The sequence below is a fragment of the Novosphingobium pentaromativorans US6-1 genome (assembly GCF_000767465.1).
GTDB lineage: Bacteria > Pseudomonadota > Alphaproteobacteria > Sphingomonadales > Sphingomonadaceae > Novosphingobium > Novosphingobium pentaromativorans.
On sequence record NZ_CP009291.1, the window covers coordinates 568,229 to 583,725 of the forward strand.

At 65.0% G+C, this 15,497-nt stretch carries 14 protein-coding genes; 8 read left to right on the forward strand and 6 right to left on the reverse strand.

What is annotated here, in order from left to right; genetic code table 11:
• Positions 1 to 34: 34 nt before the first annotated feature.
• From JI59_RS02575 to JI59_RS02595, 5 genes are all read right to left on the reverse strand, one after another.
• Positions 35 to 292 (reverse strand): ATP synthase F1 subunit epsilon, encoded by a 258-nt coding sequence (locus tag JI59_RS02575; RefSeq protein ID WP_007015044.1) that lies wholly within the window; start codon positions 290 to 292, stop codon positions 35 to 37.
• 5 nt (positions 293 to 297) lie between these two features.
• Positions 298 to 1,755, reverse strand: a complete 1,458-nt coding sequence (atpD, locus tag JI59_RS02580) for a F0F1 ATP synthase subunit beta (RefSeq protein WP_007015045.1) — start codon at positions 1,753 to 1,755, stop codon at positions 298 to 300.
• 24 nt (positions 1,756 to 1,779) lie between these two features.
• Positions 1,780 to 2,655 carry a F0F1 ATP synthase subunit gamma gene (locus JI59_RS02585; RefSeq protein WP_007015046.1) on the reverse strand — a complete coding sequence of 292 codons (876 nt, stop codon included), beginning with the start codon at positions 2,653 to 2,655 and terminating at the stop codon, positions 1,780 to 1,782.
• 66 nt (positions 2,656 to 2,721) lie between these two features.
• Complete coding sequence (gene atpA, locus JI59_RS02590; protein ID WP_007015047.1) at positions 2,722 to 4,251, reverse strand: F0F1 ATP synthase subunit alpha; 1,530 nt, start codon at positions 4,249 to 4,251, stop codon at positions 2,722 to 2,724.
• Between the two features lie 13 nt (positions 4,252 to 4,264).
• Entirely contained in the window at positions 4,265 to 4,819 is a 555-nt protein-coding gene (locus JI59_RS02595; protein ID WP_007015048.1) for a F0F1 ATP synthase subunit delta, read from the reverse strand.
• A gap of 284 nt (positions 4,820 to 5,103) precedes the next feature.
• Here JI59_RS02595 and JI59_RS02600 point away from each other — a divergent pair, with 284 nt between their 5' ends.
• Complete coding sequence (locus JI59_RS02600; protein WP_007015049.1) at positions 5,104 to 5,529, forward strand: DUF1203 domain-containing protein; 426 nt, start codon at positions 5,104 to 5,106, stop codon at positions 5,527 to 5,529.
• On the forward strand, positions 5,526 to 6,578 hold the full coding sequence (gene ada, locus JI59_RS02605) for a bifunctional DNA-binding transcriptional regulator/O6-methylguanine-DNA methyltransferase Ada (RefSeq protein WP_007015050.1): 1,053 nt from the start codon (positions 5,526 to 5,528) through the stop codon (positions 6,576 to 6,578). The genes JI59_RS02600 and ada overlap by 4 nt, the downstream gene beginning before the upstream one ends.
• 1 nt (position 6,579) lies before the next feature.
• On the opposite strand, the gene JI59_RS02610 is transcribed toward ada, so the two are convergent.
• Entirely contained in the window at positions 6,580 to 8,745 is a 2,166-nt protein-coding gene (locus tag JI59_RS02610; RefSeq protein ID WP_007015051.1) for a primosomal protein N', read from the reverse strand.
• Positions 8,746 to 8,797: 52 nt separating this feature from the next.
• On the opposite strand from JI59_RS02610, the gene JI59_RS02615 reads away from it, so the two are divergent.
• The 6 genes from JI59_RS02615 to cysS all read left to right on the forward strand — a co-directional run bounded on the left by JI59_RS02615 (position 8,798) and on the right by cysS (position 15,314).
• Positions 8,798 to 9,505, forward strand: coding sequence for a DUF4197 domain-containing protein (locus JI59_RS02615; protein WP_238532627.1), 708 nt, complete (start codon positions 8,798 to 8,800; stop codon positions 9,503 to 9,505).
• Between the two features lie 101 nt (positions 9,506 to 9,606).
• Complete coding sequence (gene fsa, locus JI59_RS02620; protein ID WP_007015053.1) at positions 9,607 to 10,257, forward strand: fructose-6-phosphate aldolase; 651 nt, start codon at positions 9,607 to 9,609, stop codon at positions 10,255 to 10,257.
• Between the two features lie 32 nt (positions 10,258 to 10,289).
• A complete protein-coding gene (gene cobT, locus JI59_RS02625; RefSeq protein WP_007015054.1) occupies positions 10,290 to 12,104 on the forward strand; it encodes a cobaltochelatase subunit CobT in 1,815 nt (604 codons plus the stop codon).
• Entirely contained in the window at positions 12,104 to 12,766 is a 663-nt protein-coding gene (locus tag JI59_RS02630) for a nitroreductase (RefSeq protein WP_038575413.1), read from the forward strand. The genes cobT and JI59_RS02630 overlap by 1 nt, the downstream gene beginning before the upstream one ends.
• A gap of 30 nt (positions 12,767 to 12,796) precedes the next feature.
• On the forward strand, positions 12,797 to 13,705 hold the full coding sequence (locus JI59_RS02635; RefSeq protein WP_007015056.1) for a DMT family transporter: 909 nt from the start codon (positions 12,797 to 12,799) through the stop codon (positions 13,703 to 13,705).
• 157 nt (positions 13,706 to 13,862) lie between these two features.
• A complete protein-coding gene (gene cysS / locus JI59_RS02640; RefSeq protein WP_007015057.1) occupies positions 13,863 to 15,314 on the forward strand; it encodes a cysteine--tRNA ligase in 1,452 nt (483 codons plus the stop codon).
• The last annotated feature ends 183 nt before the right edge of the window (positions 15,315 to 15,497 follow it).

Here is a 15,497-nt window from a genome sequence, read left to right on the forward strand (position 1 = left end):
CGACGCCCCTTTTTGGCGTTTCTGGCTGCAGAGATCAGCCTTCGACGTGTTCGGCGAGAACCGTCAGGCCCGCATCGCCGACTTCAGCGAAGCCGCCGGTAATGATGATCTCTTCCGGAGCACCGTTCTCGGTCCGGTAGACCTTGAGGGCGCCGTCGGCGACCGTCGACATGAAGGGCGCATGGCCCGCCAGCACGCCGAACTCGCCTTCCGTGCCGGGGACGACCACCATGTGGACGTCCTCCGAGCGGACGAGCTTCGCCGGCGTAACGAGTTCGAAGTGCAGAGCCATGAGACTTACGCGTCCTCAGCCAGCTTCTTGGCCTTGGCAACGGCCTCTTCGATGCCGCCGACCATGTAGAAGGCCGATTCCGGCAGGTGGTCGTACTCACCGTCGACGACGGCCTTGAACGACTTGATGGTGTCTTCCAGCTGGACGAACTTGCCCGGGATGCCGGTGAAGACTTCGGCCACGTGGAACGGCTGCGAAAGGAAGCGCTGGATCTTGCGCGCGCGGGCGACGGTCAGCTTGTCCTCTTCCGAGAGCTCGTCCATGCCGAGAATGGCGATGATGTCCTGGAGCGACTTGTACTTCTGCAGGGTTTCCTGAACCTTGCGGGCAGTCTCGTAGTGCTCCTGGCCGACAACGCGGGGCTCAAGCACGCGCGAGGTCGAGTCGAGCGGGTCGACTGCCGGGTAGATGCCCAGCTCCGAAATGGCGCGGTTCAGCGTGGTCGTTGCGTCAAGGTGCGCGAACGAGGTGGCCGGTGCCGGGTCGGTAAGGTCGTCCGCGGGAACGTAGATGGCCTGGACCGAGGTGATCGAACCCTTGGTGGTCGAGGTGATGCGTTCCTGCAGGGCGCCCATGTCGGTCGCCAGGGTCGGCTGATAGCCCACGGCCGAAGGAATACGGCCGAGCAGGGCCGACACTTCCGAACCCGCCTGGGTGAAGCGGAAGATGTTGTCGACGAAGAACAGAACGTCCTGGCCTTCCTGGTCGCGGAAGTACTCGGCCATGGTCAGGCCCGAGAGAGCGACGCGCGCGCGGGCACCCGGGGGCTCGTTCATCTGACCGAACACGAGGGCCACCTTCGAACCGTCCGAAGTGGCGTTGCCTTCGGCGTCCTTGGCGATAACGCCGGCGTCGAGGAACTCGTGGTAGAGGTCGTTACCTTCACGGGTACGTTCACCGACGCCCGCGAAGACCGAGACGCCGCCGTGGCCCTTGGCGATGTTGTTGATCAGTTCCTGGATGAGAACCGTCTTGCCCACGCCGGCGCCGCCGAACAGGCCGATCTTGCCGCCCTTTGCGTAAGGGGCGAGAAGGTCGATCACCTTGATGCCGGTGACGAGGATCGCGGCTTCGGTCGACTGGTCGACGAATTCCGGAGCCTTGGCGTGGATCGGAGCGGTCTGCTCGGCGCCGATCGGGCCGCGCTCGTCGATCGGCTCGCCGACGACGTTCATGATGCGGCCGAGGGTCTTGGGACCCACGGGGACCGAGATCTGGGCGCCGGTGCTGACGACGTCCTGGCCGCGGGTGAGGCCGTCGGTGCCGTCCATGGCGATGGTGCGGACAGTGTTCTCGCCGAGATGCTGGGCAACTTCGAGCACGAGCTTGCGACCGTTGTTGTCGGTCTCGAGCGCGGAGAGAATAGCGGGCAGCTCGCCTTCGAAGGTCACGTCGACGACAGCGCCGATGACCTGGCTGATCTTGCCGGTAGTGGTCTGGTTGAGCACGGGTGCGGTGGCCATTTTGGTTTCCTTGCCTGCGATGTCTTAGAGCGCTTCCGCGCCCGCGATGATTTCGACGAGTTCGGTGGTAATCGCGGCCTGGCGGCTGCGGTTGTACTGGATGGTAAGCTTGTTGATCAAGTCGCCAGCGTTGCGGGTCGCGTTGTCCATGGCGGTCATGGACGCACCCTGTTCGGAAGCGGCGTTCTCAAGCAGCGCGCCGAAGATCTGCGTGCGCAGATAGCGCGGCAGCAGGGCAGCGAGGATGTCTTCCTCGTCAGGCTCGTACTCGACCACGGCATCGCTCTCGGCCACCGCCGCCTTGGGGGCAGGGACAGGAATGATCTGCTGGCTGGTCGGCTCCTGGACGAGCGCCGAGCGGAACTTCGAATAGAACAGGTGCGCAATGTCGAACTGACCGTCCTCGTACATCGCGACGAGTTCGTTCGCGACCTTTTCGGCCTCGTTGAAGCCCGGATCGCGCACGTCGGTGGTGTCGAACATCTTGGCGATCTGCTTGGGGTACTCGCGCTTGATTACCGCGCGACCCTTGCGGCCGACGAGGTAGAACAGCACGGTCTTGCCCTGCGCTTCCAGTTCCTGCGCCTTGACGCGGGCCGCCTTGACGATGTTCGCGTTGAACGCGCCGCACAGGCCCTTGTCGGAGTTCGCGACGACGAGCAGGTGGACCTGGTCGCTGCCGGTACCGGCGAGCAGCTTGGGGCTGTTGTCGCTGACCGTGATCTTGCCGGCGAGCGAGCCCATCACCTCGGCGAGGCGCGAAGCGTAGGGACGTGCGGACTCGGCCGCCGCCTGCGCCTTGCGCAGCTTGGCCGCGGCGACCATCTGCTTGGCCTTGGTGATCTTCTGGGTCGATTTGACCGAGTTGATGCGGCCTTTGAGTTCCTTGAGCGAAGCCACTCGTTTCTCTCCTTTTTCCGCCCCGGTTGCCGGATTGGCGAACCGGAACGGAAGGTCAGGTCAATCTCAGGCGAACTGCTTGGCGAACGCGTCGAGCGCAGCCTTGGTCTTCGCCTTCGCTTCGTCGCCGAAGTCCTTGGTCGAGCGGATCAGCTCGAGAACGTCGGCGTGCTTCTCGTGCATGAAGCTGAGCATTTCGGCTTCGTACTCGGTGACCTTGGAGACCGGGAGGGCGTCGAGGTAGCCGTTGGTGCCGGCGAAAATCGACACGGTCTGCTCTTCGAAGGCCAGCGGCGAGAACTGCTTCTGCTTGAGCAGTTCGGTCAGGCGCGCACCGCGGTTGAGCAGCTTCTGGGTCGAAGCGTCGAGGTCCGAACCGAACTGGGCGAAGGCAGCCATTTCGCGGTACTGAGCGAGCTCGAGCTTGATCGAGCCGGCGACCTTCTTCATCGCCTTGGTCTGGGCCGAACCGCCGACGCGGCTGACCGACAGACCGACGTTGATGGCCGGACGGATGCCCTGGTAGAACAGGCCGGTTTCAAGGAAGATCTGGCCGTCGGTGATCGAGATCACGTTGGTCGGAATGTAGGCCGAGACGTCGCCTGCCTGGGTTTCGATGATCGGCAGGGCGGTCAGCGAGCCGGCGCCGTTGTCGTCGTTCATCTTTGCAGCGCGTTCGAGGAGACGGCTGTGCAGGTAGAAAACGTCGCCGGGGTAGGCTTCGCGGCCCGGCGGGCGGCGGAGCAGCAGCGACATCTGACGGTAGGCGACGGCCTGCTTGGAAAGGTCGTCGTACACGATGACGGCGTGCATGCCGTTGTCGCGGAAGAATTCACCCATAGCAGCGCCGGTGTAGGGCGCGAGGTACTGCAGCGGAGCGGGCTCCGAAGCGGTCGCGGCGATGACGATGGAGTATTCCATCGCGCCGTTTTCTTCGAGCTGACGCACGATCTGCGCGACGGTCGAACGCTTCTGGCCGACGGCGACGTAGATGCAGTAGAGCTTCTTGCTCTCGTCGTCGCCAGCATTGGCGTCCTTCTGGTTGATGAAGGTGTCGATGGCAACGGCGGTCTTGCCGGTCTGGCGGTCACCGATGATCAGCTCGCGCTGGCCGCGGCCGACGGGAACGAGGGCGTCGATGGCCTTGAGGCCGGTCTGCACGGGCTCGTGCACCGACTTGCGCGGGATGATGCCCGGAGCCTTGGTCTCGACGAGGCGGCGCTCGGTGGCCTCGATCGGGCCCTTGCCGTCGATCGGGTTGCCCAGGGCGTCGACCACGCGGCCGAGCAGGCCCTTGCCGACGGGAACGTCGACGATGGTGTTCGTGCGCTTGACGGTGTCGCCTTCCTTGATCTCGGCGTCCGAGCCGAAGATCACGACGCCGACGTTGTCGGCTTCGAGGTTGAGCGCCATGCCCTGCACGCCGTTGGCGAACTCGACCATTTCGCCGGCCTGGACCTTGTCGAGGCCGTGAATGCGGGCGATGCCGTCACCGACCGACAGAACCGAGCCGACTTCGGAAACCTGGGCTTCGGTGCCGAAGCTGGCGATCTGGTCCTTGATGACCTTCGAGATTTCTGCTGCGCGGATATCCATTGTTCTGCCTTTCTTAGCCCTTCATGGCCTGGGCGAGCGAATTGAGACGAGTGCGGATCGAGCTGTCGATGCGCTTGGAGCCGATAGTGACGACAAGGCCGCCGAGCAGGTCGGGATCGACGCTCGTCTTGACCTTGACCTTGCGGCCTTCGCGAACTTCCAGCTTCTGGCGCAGCTGTTCGACCTGATCGTCGGTCAGCGCGTGAGCGGAAGTGATGTCGGCGGTCGCTTCGCCGCGCTGGGCGGCTGCGATCGCGGCGAAGGCGCGAATGATCTCGGGCAGGGCGGACAGGCGGCGGTTGGCCGCAAGCACGCCCAGGAAATTCTTGGTGAGGTCCGAAAGGCCAAGAACGCCGCTGACGGCATCGACAACCTTGCCGGCTGCCTCACGGCTGACCTGCGGATTGCGAATCAGTGCTGCGAAGTCAGCGCTCTCGCCGATCGCGTGACCGACTTTCTCAAGGTCGGACTCAACCGCCGTAACGGTGCCGTTCTCGCTGGCAAGTTCGAATAGCGCCGAAGCGTAGCGCCCTTGCAAGCTGGCTTTTATGCCGCCGGAATTCTCCACGCGTGTTCTTTCCTTACATCGGGTGGGCTGGGGCACTGTTACGGACATGCGCAAGTAACGCACCCCCCGGCCCGCAGACGGGGCGCGCATAGCGACGATATTGTCATGATGCAAGGCACCCGAAGGTAATCGGAGTCAATGCTGCGAAAAGCGGTTTAAAAGCAAGGCGCGGGAAGCGGCGGTTCTGCAAGCGCGCAATTATGAGGCAAACAGCCGTGGAGTTGCATGCGATGAAGTACCGAATCAAAGGTCTGCCGAGAACTACTTTCGCCTCATATTTTACCATGAACGCCCAGGAATTGGCTCAGATTGGGGCCTTGCGCCTGGTTGCCGACAAGGATCGGGGTTTCCCGTGCCGGGTCAGCCTGCGCGATGCCGACAAGGGTGAAAGCGTGCTCCTGCTCAATTATGTGAGCCATCCGGTGGATAATCCCTATCGAAGCGCTCATGCGATATTCGTTCGCGAGCTTGCAGAGGAGCCTGAACCCTATGTCGATTGCCTGCCTCCGGTCTTTGCTGGACGGCATCTTTCGCTGAGGGGATTCGCGAAGGGCGGCCTGATGGTCGATGCCCTGCTTGCCGCCCCGGGATTGGTGGAGGAGGGGATCGAGCGCCTCTTCGCCAACAGCGAGGTGGCTTGCATCCATGCGCACAATGCCGCCTATGGTTGTTTCGCAGCGCGTATCGAGCGCCATGGAGCGTATCAGTGACTCTTGTCGAAGCCGGATTGGACGAGGAGCGCGCCTGGCAGGCGGTGATCGAGCGCGACCGCAAGTTCGACGGGCGCTTCGTGACCGGGGTTCTCTCGACCGGGATCTATTGTCGTCCGTCGTGTTCGGCGCGACACCCCCACAGGGAGAACGTGCGGTTCTTCGAGGGGCCTCGCTCGGCTGAGGCGGCTGGACTTCGCCCCTGCCTGCGCTGTCGGCCCGCAGAGGTCTCGCGCGATGAAGAGGCGGTCAGAGTAGCCGTCGGCCGAATCAAGGAGGCGGAGCAGGCGCCCTCTCTGGAGGAGCTAGCAGGGCTGACCGGATATAGCCCGACCCATTTCCAGCGTCTGTTCAAGCGGGCGGTCGGCTTGTCGCCGGCAGCCTACGCCCGCGCACTGAAGCTGCGCAGGGCCGGCGATGCCATGAGCGAGGGCGCGAATGTGACGCAGGCCATCTACGAGGCGGGTTTCGGAGCGTCCTCGCGATTCTACGAAGCCAGCGAGGGAAAGCTGGGCATGAGCCCATCGGCATGGCGCGATGGGGGCAAGGGCGTGACGATCCGCTGGGCGGTAGTTCCCACAAGCCTTGGCGAGATGCTGGTTGCCGCCACGGCCAAGGGCGTGTGCCGCCTGTCCTTCGCTGAAGGGCGCGGGGATCTGGCCGCGCGGTTCCCGAACGCCATGCTGGTGGAAGGCGGCGAAGAATTTGCCGCACTGCTGCGCGAGGTCGTCGCGGCCGTCGAGCAGCCCGGCGATTCCCGCAGCATTCCCATCGACGTGCAGGGCACGGCCTTTCAGGAGGCGGTCTGGCGGGAACTGCAACGCATACCTGCGGGTGAGACGCGCACATATGCGCAGATCGCGGCGGCCATCGGCAAGCCCGGGGCAGTGCGCGCGGCGGGCTCCGCCAATGGCGCGAACAATGTGGCGGTGCTCATTCCCTGCCACCGGGTGATACGCTCCGACGGTTCACTGGGCGGATATGCCTATGGCGAGGCGATCAAGCGCGAACTGCTCAAGCGCGAGCACGATGCGCAGGGCCAGGGCTAGCTCACACGAAGCTGTAGGGGTCGATGTCGATGTGGACCCGCACGCCGCGCGGGAATTCCAGCGGATCGAGCCATTCGCGCAAGTAGCGCTGCAGTTCGGCCGAGCGCCGCGCGTTGATGAGAAGGCGGAAGCGGTGGCGTCCGCGCAGCAGCGAAAGCGGGGCAGGTGCGGGGCCGAGGACGAGCATGTCCGGGTGGTCGGGCGCGGTGCCGCCGATGGCACGGGCGGCGGACTGCGCTTCTGAAAGATCTTCCGACGAAACGATGATGGCGGCCCAGCGCCCGAACGGCGGCGCGCCCGCATCGCGGCGCGCTTCGGTTTCCGCAGCGTAGAAGGCGTCGCGGTCTCCCGCGGCCAGCGCGGCGATCACCGAGGCCTCCGGATGGCGGGTCTGGATCAGCACTTCGCCAGGCTTCTCGCCGCGTCCGGCGCGCCCGGCGACTTGTGCGACCTGCTGGTAGGTCCGCTCCGCCGCGCGCAAGTCCCCGCCTTCTAGGCCCAGATCGGCATCGACGACCCCGACCAGCGTCAGTTCGGGAAAGTGATAGCCCTTGGTGACAAGCTGCGTGCCGATGATCACATCGATCGCGCGCCCCTCGGCCATGGCCACGAATTCGGCGATGGCCTCGGGATTGTTCATCGTGTCCGAAGTGACCAGCGCGGTGCGGGCCTCGGGCAGGATCTCGGCGACCTCGTCGGCAATCCGCTCGACGCCCGGCCCGCACGCGACGAGGCAGTCGGCGGTCCCGCAATCGGGACAGGCCTCGGGTACCGGCGTCTCGTGCCCGCAGTGATGGCAGGCGAGGCGCTGCGAGAAGCGGTGCTCGACCAGCCAGGCGGTGCAGTTCGGGCACTGGAAGCGGTAGCCGCAATTGCGGCACAAGGTGAGCGGGGCATAGCCGCGCCGATTGAGGAACAGCAGCGACTGTTCGCCGCGCGCCAGCCGCTCCTTCATTTCATCGACAAGGCGCGGCGCGAGCCAGCGGCCGCGCTCGGGCGGCTCCTTGCGCAAGTCGAGAATGTTGATCTGCGGCAGCGTTGCACCGCCGAAGCGGTCGGGCAGCTCGATCTTGCGATAGACCCCCGCCTCGGCAAGCTGCATCGATTCGAGCGCGGGTGTCGCGCTGGCCAGAATGACCGGGATCTGCTCGAACTTGGCGCGGATCACGGCGACGTCGCGGGCATTGTAGCGCACGCCGTCGTCCTGCTTGAAGGAAACCTCGTGGGCCTCGTCGACGACGATCAGCCCGAGCTTTGGGTAAGGCAGGAACAGCGCCGAGCGCGCGCCGACCACGACCTGGGCATCGCCGAGAGCGATCGCGCGCCAGGCGCGGCGGCGTTCGCTGGCCTTCAGCGAGGAGTGCCACTGCACGGGCGAGACCCCGAAGCGCTGCTCGAAGCGGCGCAGAAAGTTCTCGGTCAGGGCGATCTCGGGCAGGAGCACGAGGATCTGCCGGCCTTCGCGGATCGCCTCGGCCACGGCTTCGAAATAGGTTTCGGTCTTGCCCGAGCCGGTCACACCGTCGAGCAGGAACGGGGCGAACTTGCGGGCCTTCACCGCGTCCACGAAAGTGTCGGCGGCCTTGCGCTGGCCTTCGCTGAGTTTCGGCTGATCGAAATCGGGCCGGGCCGGGGGATAGGGCCTGTCGAGATCCACGGTTACCGGTTCCAGCAGACCTGCGCCCACCATGCCGCGCAGGACGCCCTCGGATACGCTGGCCAGCTCTGCCAGCTCGCGGATCGATGCCTGTTCACCCTGCAAGGCATCGAGCGCTGCTGCACGCTGGGGTGTCAGGCGAGCGGGCTCCTCCCCGGTCAGGCGATATTCGGTCGTGGTGCCGCCGCCGCGCAGCGCCGCGCTGCTGCCCAGCGCCATGCGGGCGACGGATGAAAGCTGCGCACAGTAGTAGTCGGCCGTCCACTCGATCAGGCGGCGCAGCCGGGCGGGCAGGGGCGGTACCGGCAGCACTTCCAGAAGCGGGCGCAGCTTCGCCTCGGGCACTTCCTGTGCGGTCAGGCGTTCCGGTTCCCAGACTATGCCGAGTACCTGCCGCGGACCGAGCGGACCTACGACCACGGAGCCGGGCTCCACGGTCATCCCTTCGGGAACGCGATAGTCGAGGACGCCCAGCGCGGCGTTGAAGACAAGGAGTCGGACACGGTTCATTTTCCGGGGCATATAGGCATCCGGTGCCGCGAAGGTGAAGGAGCATGCGACTGTGAATTGGGGATCGAACGAAATCGGGGGTGAACTGCAGTCGATCGTGACCGGGCGGCGCGCTATGTTGGGTGGCATCCTAGCAGGCGCTGCGCTGACCTTGCCGGGGTGTGCCTCGCTCGGCCCGCCCAGCTATGTCGAAGTGGTGCGTCGGCTGCTCGAGGCATCTACCCGCCAGGCATTCGCCCGGCTGACCCAGCCGGACGGCTTCTGGGACAGCGCCGTGGCGCGGATCGACATGCCGGTGCTGTTCGGCAAGACCGGGACGCTGCTCTCGGGCATCCTGCGCAGCAACCTGTTCCGCGAAAAGCTGCAGCACCAGCTCAACAACCTGGCGGAGGACGGTGCGCGCAAGGCGGCGCCGGTGGTGGCCGATGCGGTCCGTCGCATTTCGATCCCCGATGCCATAGCCCTGCTGCGCGCAGGCAAGTCCGGCGCGACGACCTACTTGCGCGACCAGATGGGCCCGGCGCTGGTCAACGCTATGATTCCCGAACTCGACCGGGTGATGCGCATTGCCGACGATCCGTTTCTCAGCGAAGCGATTTCCTCTCTGGCCGGCGTGAACATTGCCGATGCAGCCCATGCCCTTGCCCTCGAGGCGGACAATGCGATCTGGTACGAGATCGGGGCGGCAGAAACGCAAATCCGAGAAAATCCGGAGTCGACCCACGATCCGGTGCTGATTGCCGGGCTCAAGCTCCTGTAGGCCTAGCCGCACGGGACGAGCTTCCCTATAGCGGCGCCAGAATCGCCGTATCGGGCCAGAATCGCCCGTGCGGCTCCCTGCCTTGCCGATAGGAACACGCCATGAAGTTTTTCGTCGACACCGCCGACACTGCCGAGATTGCCGAGCTTGCCGAAACCGGCCTGCTGGACGGCGTTACCACCAATCCTTCGCTGATCGCCAAGTCCGGCCGTGACTTCATGGAAGTCACCAAGGAAATCTGCGGTCTCGTCGACGGTCCGGTTTCGGCCGAAGTCGTCGCTCTCGACCATGAAGGCATGATGCGCGAGGCCGAAATCCTGCGCAAGATCGCCGACAACGTGTGCATCAAGGTGCCGCTGACGATCGACGGCCTGAAGACCTGCAAGAAGCTGACCTCGGACGGCACCATGGTCAACGTGACACTGTGCTTCTCGGCCAACCAGGCGCTGCTGGCCGCCAAGGCAGGTGCGAGCTTCATCTCGCCCTTCATCGGTCGCCACGACGATAACGGTCTCGACGGCATCGCGCTGATCGAGGACATCCGCCTGATCTACGACAACTACGCTTTCGAGACCGAGATTCTCGCTGCCTCGATCCGTCATCCGATCCACCTGCTGCAGTGCGCGAAGATCGGTGCCGACGTGGCGACGATGCCGCCTGCCGTCATCAAGGGCCTGTTCAAGCACGTACTGACCGACAAGGGCATCGAAGGCTTCCTTGCCGACTGGGCGAAGACCGGCCAGACTATCTGAGTATCCACCCTGTTTCCTAAGGTTCCTTCCCGTTGAGTGACGAGACCCCAGCCGACCGCTTCAAATCCGTTCTGGCCGGCGCATCGCGCGCCATCGCCCATGAAAAGGAGATCGAGGTCAACTGGACGGCCGATGCGCCCAGCTCGACGGGGGGAACCTTCAGGGTGCCCATGCCCGGGCGCAACCTGCCGCGCGGAGCGGCGATGCAGGCGCGCGGCTATGCCGACAGCTTCGCGCTGAAGGTGCGTCACCACGACGACAGGCTGCACCAGCGCCATGCCCCGGCCGAACCCTCGGCGCGGGCGTGCTACGACGCGGTGGAGACGGTGCGCTACGAGGCGCTCGGTTCGAACCGCTATGCCGGGATGCGCGACAACCTCGACGCATCGCTGGAAGCGCGCATCGCTTCCGATCCGATATCCCGCGCCGAATCGCGCGACCAGGTGCCGCTCCAGTCGGCGCTGGCGCTGATGCTGCGCGAAAAGCTGACCGGGCAGCCGATCCCGGAGATCGCGCGGCCGGGCGTCGACATGATCCGCGACTGGATCGAGGAAAAGGCCGGCGGCGACATCGAGGCGCTGGCCGATTCGATCGGCGACCAACAGGCCTTCCAGAACCTCTCGCTCGACATGCTCCAGCACCTTGAACTGACCCGTGCCGAGGAAATCGAGCAGCCGCCCGAGGATTCGGACGATCTCGACGGCGACGATGAGACCGAGCAGGAAGAGGACGGCGCGGACGCGGGCGAGGAGCAGCAACCCTCGGAAATGGCCGCCGAGCCCAGCCAGGGCGATGACGAGGGCGAAAGCGAATCCGAAGGCGAAGCCTCGGACGACATGCAGGAGGCGGAGGAAGGCCAGGACGGCGAGGAAGGCATGCTTCCCGTCCGCCCCAACCGGCCCTGGACCGACATTCCCGACAGCTTCGACTACAAGGTCTTTACCGAGGCCTTCGACGAGGTGATCGGCGCTTCGGAGCTGTGCGACGAGGAAGAACTGACGCGCCTGCGCGCTTACCTCGATGCGCAGCTCAAGGGCTTGCAGGGCGTCGTCACGCGGCTCGCCAACCGCCTCCAGCGCCGCCTCATGGCCCAGCAGAACCGCTCCTGGGATTTCGACCAGGAAGAAGGCCTGCTCGATGCCGCACGGCTGGCCCGGGTGGTCGTCTCGCCCGGCCAGTCGCTGTCCTACAAGGTCGAGCGCGACGTCGAGTTCAAGGATACCGTTGTCACCCTGCTGCTCGACAACTCCGGTTCGATGCGCGGACGGCCGATCTCCATCGCCGCGATCAGCGCCGACGTGCTGGCCCGCACGCTGGAGCGCTGCGGCGTGAAGGTGGAGATCCTCGGCTTCACGACCCGCGCGTGGAAGGGCGGTCAGAGCCGCGAGGCCTGGCTGGCGAACGGCAAGCCCGCAAGCCCGGGCCGCCTCAACGACCTGCGCCACATCATCTACAAGAAGGCCGATGAGCCGTGGCGCCGTGCGCGCAAGAACCTCGGGTTGATGATGCGCGAGGGGCTGCTCAAGGAGAACATCGACGGCGAAGCGCTGCTCTGGGCGCACAACCGGATGCTCGCGCGGCCCGAGGATCGCCGAATCCTCATGGTCATTTCCGATGGCGCGCCGGTCGACGATTCGACGCTTTCGGTGAACAGCGCCGGATATCTGGAGGCGCATTTGCGCAAGGTGATCGAGTGGATCGAGGCGAAATCGCCGGTCCAGCTCGTCGCCATCGGCATCGGGCACGACGTGACCCGCTATTATCGCCGCGCGGTGACGATCATGGACGCCGAGCAGCTCGGCGGCACGATGATCGAACAGCTCGCCGGCCTTTTCGAGGAAGAATGATGAAAGTATCCGAGGCTGTCGCCAGCCGCCGCTCGATCCGCGCGTTCCGTGATGAACCGGTCGGGATCGAGGTGATCCGCCGCGTGCTGGACCGGGCGCGCATGACGCCCTCGGGCTGCAATTTCCAGCCCTGGCAAGCCACCGTGCTGACCGGTGAGCCGCTCAAGGCCCTTCAGGAAAAGATGCTGGCGTCCTCGCCGCAGGACCCGATCGAGTACAGCTTTTCCGAGCCCAACCAGTCGCCGCGCCATCTGGCCCGGCTGCATAAGGTCGGTGCCAGCATGTACGGCGCGCTCGGTATCGAGCGCGAAGACGCCGAAGCCCGCGAAGCCTTCACGCGGGCGAACATCTTCTCCTTCGGCGCACCGGCGCTGCTGGTCTGCTACTTCGAACGCTTCATGGGCCCGCCGCAGTGGTCGGATGTGGGCATGTGGCTCCAGTCGATCATGCTGCTGCTGCGCGAAGAGGGGCTGGACAGCTGCCCGCAGGAGTGGATGTCGCTCTATGCGCGTCTGATCAAGGAGCACATCGGCGTTCCGGACGAGACGCACATCCTCTTTTGCGGCCTGGCCATCGGCCATCGCGACGAGGATGCGCCCGTCAACCGGTTCGATCGCGACCGTGTGCCGCTTGATGAACAGGTGCGCTTTCTCGGCTTCTGATTGCCGTTCGATGGGGCTGGAGGGCCTTTCATGACCGATTGGCCATTGCTGTGGGTGCCCTTCACCCTTGCCGCGGCGCTGGCACAGGTGCTGCGTAATGCGGTGCAGTCGCGGCTGGCAACGCGGATCGGGACGGTTGGCGGAACGCAAGTGCGATTCGTCTACGGCCTTCCGGTCGCGATTCTCTTTCTGGGCTTGTTCTGTTTCGCGACCGGGGAAGGGCTGACCGCTATTCCTTCCGGCGCCCTGGCATGGTCGGCGGTGGGCTCGGTGACCCAGATCGTGGCCACCGCGCTCATGCTCGTCGTCATGCAGAAGCGCGATTTCGGCGTTGCCTATGCCTACATCAAGACCGAGCCGGTAACGGTTGCTATCCTCGGCTTCGCCCTGATCGGCGACCGGTTGCCATTGGGCGGCTGGCTGGCGGTTCTGATCGTGACGTTTGGCGTGATTCTCGCCTCCTTGCGTCCGGGGGATGGCGGGGCGAAGCTGGTCGAGCCGAAGCCGCTCGCGGTGGGCGTCGCCAGCGGCGCGCTTTTCGGATTGACCGCCATCTGCTTTCGCGCCTCGATCGCTGGGGTTCCGGAGGGCAGCTTCATGCTGCGCAGCCTCCTGATGCTGGTGGTGTCGCTGGGAATCCAGTCGTCCGTCCTTGCCGGGTGGTTCGTGCTGCGCGATGCCTCCGGCTTCTTCGGATCCCTTCGCGAATGGCGCCTGTCGGTCACGGGCGGAGCGCTGGGAGCGCTCGCGTCCGCCGGATGGTTCATTGCTTTCTCACTCACCGCCGCGGCCAATGTGCGGACCCTGGCGCTGATCGAAATGCCCATCGTCGCCATCGTCTCGCGCAAACTTTCCGGCCGCTGGCTGACGGCCCGCGAATGGGCCGGCTTCGTGCTGATCACGGTGGGCGTCGCATTGCTGATGTTGTCGCACGCCTGAGCCGTCCGCGATCGTCGGCCGCACTGCCCAGGCCGCTGACTTTCCGCCCGACTTGGCCTTTGACATGTCCGTGTACCGCTCCGTCGGCCTGGTTCGATCCCGTAGCGCCCTGCATGCACCTTGACTGCCACGCATCGCCGCCTAATGCCCCTCGGCCATGACCGATGCCCATGCACTGACGCTGTTCAACAGCCTGACCCGCCAGTTGGAACCGTTCCAGCCCGTCCATGAAGGCGAGGCGCGGGTCTATTCATGCGGGCCGACGGTCTACAACTACCCGCATATCGGCAACATGCGCGCCTATGTCTTTGCCGATATCCTCGGGCGTACGCTGAGCCACAAGGGCTACAAGCTCACCCACGTCATCAACATCACCGACGTTGGCCACCTGACCGACGACGCCGATGCCGGCGAGGACAAGATGGAGAAGATGGCCGCCGAGAAGGCGCAGTCCATCTGGGACATCGCACGCCACTATACCGAGGCCTACTGGGCCGACATCGCCGCGCTCAACATACGTCAGCCCGCCCAGTGGTCGGTGGCGACGGAATATGTGCCGCAGATGATCGAGTTCGCGACGCAGATCGCCGACAAGCACTGCTACGAGATCGACAGCGGCCTCTACTTCGACGTTTCCACCGTGGCGGACTACGGCCGCCTGGCCCGTGCCGTGACGGAAGAGGGCGAAGGCCGCATCGAGGCGGTCGACGGCAAGCGCAATGCCGCAGACTTCGCGATCTGGCGCAAGACGCCCGCCGGCGAGAAGCGCCAGATGGAGTGGGATTCGCCCTGGGGCCCGGGCGCGCCCGGCTGGCACCTGGAATGCTCAGTCATGTCGGGCAAGCTGCTGGGCTTTCCTTTCGACATCCATACCGGCGGCATCGATCACCGCGAGATCCATCACCCCAATGAAATCGCACAGAATCAGGCGTTCTGCTGCACCAACGGGCTCGACATACCGGCAAACTCGGGTGCGCGGGTGTGGATGCACAACAACTTCCTGGTCGAGCGCTCGGGCAAGATGAGCAAGTCGTCGGGCGAATTCCTTCGCCTGCAGCTGTTGATCGACAAGGGCTATCATCCGCTCGCCTACCGCATGATGTGCCTGCAGGCGCATTATCGCTCGGAACTGGAATTCTCGTGGGACGGCCTTGGCGCCGCGCTCACCCGCCTCAAGCGCATGATCATGGCTGCCGAGCGCCTTGCTGGTGTCGAGGCTGGATCGCCTTCGCACCCCAAACTTGCCGCGATGATCGAGACTTTCGAGAAGGCGATGTCCGATGATCTCAACACCCCGGTCGCGCTGACGGCGCTGGAAGACGTGCTTGCCGCCAAGAAGGTCGATCCCGCGGCCAAGCGTGCCGTCGTGGAAGCGATGGATGCGGTGCTCGGCCTCGATCTCTTCGGGACGTCCCGCGCCGACTTGCGCTTGCGTCCGAAGAGTGCCGCTATTTCCGAAACGGAAATCGAGGCCGCGCTGGCGGCGCGCAAGGAAGCGCGCGCCGCAAAGGACTTTGCCGCATCCGATGCCTTGCGCGACGAACTGGCTGCGAAGGGCGTGGAAGTGATGGACGGCGACCCGCTTGGCTGGGAGTGGAAACTGGGCTGAGGCCGGCGCCGCCCGAAGGCCAGACATTCCCTTTAGCCTCCTTCGCCCTGCGTGTGCCCGTGCGATGCGCGTTGGCGGCCTTGTGGCCGATTTCGTTGCCTTAGCCCTATGTAAACGAACAGGCCGCTAGCCCATTCACCAGGGCGCAGGCTGCTGCGCTGGATTGCGTATTTGCACATGACG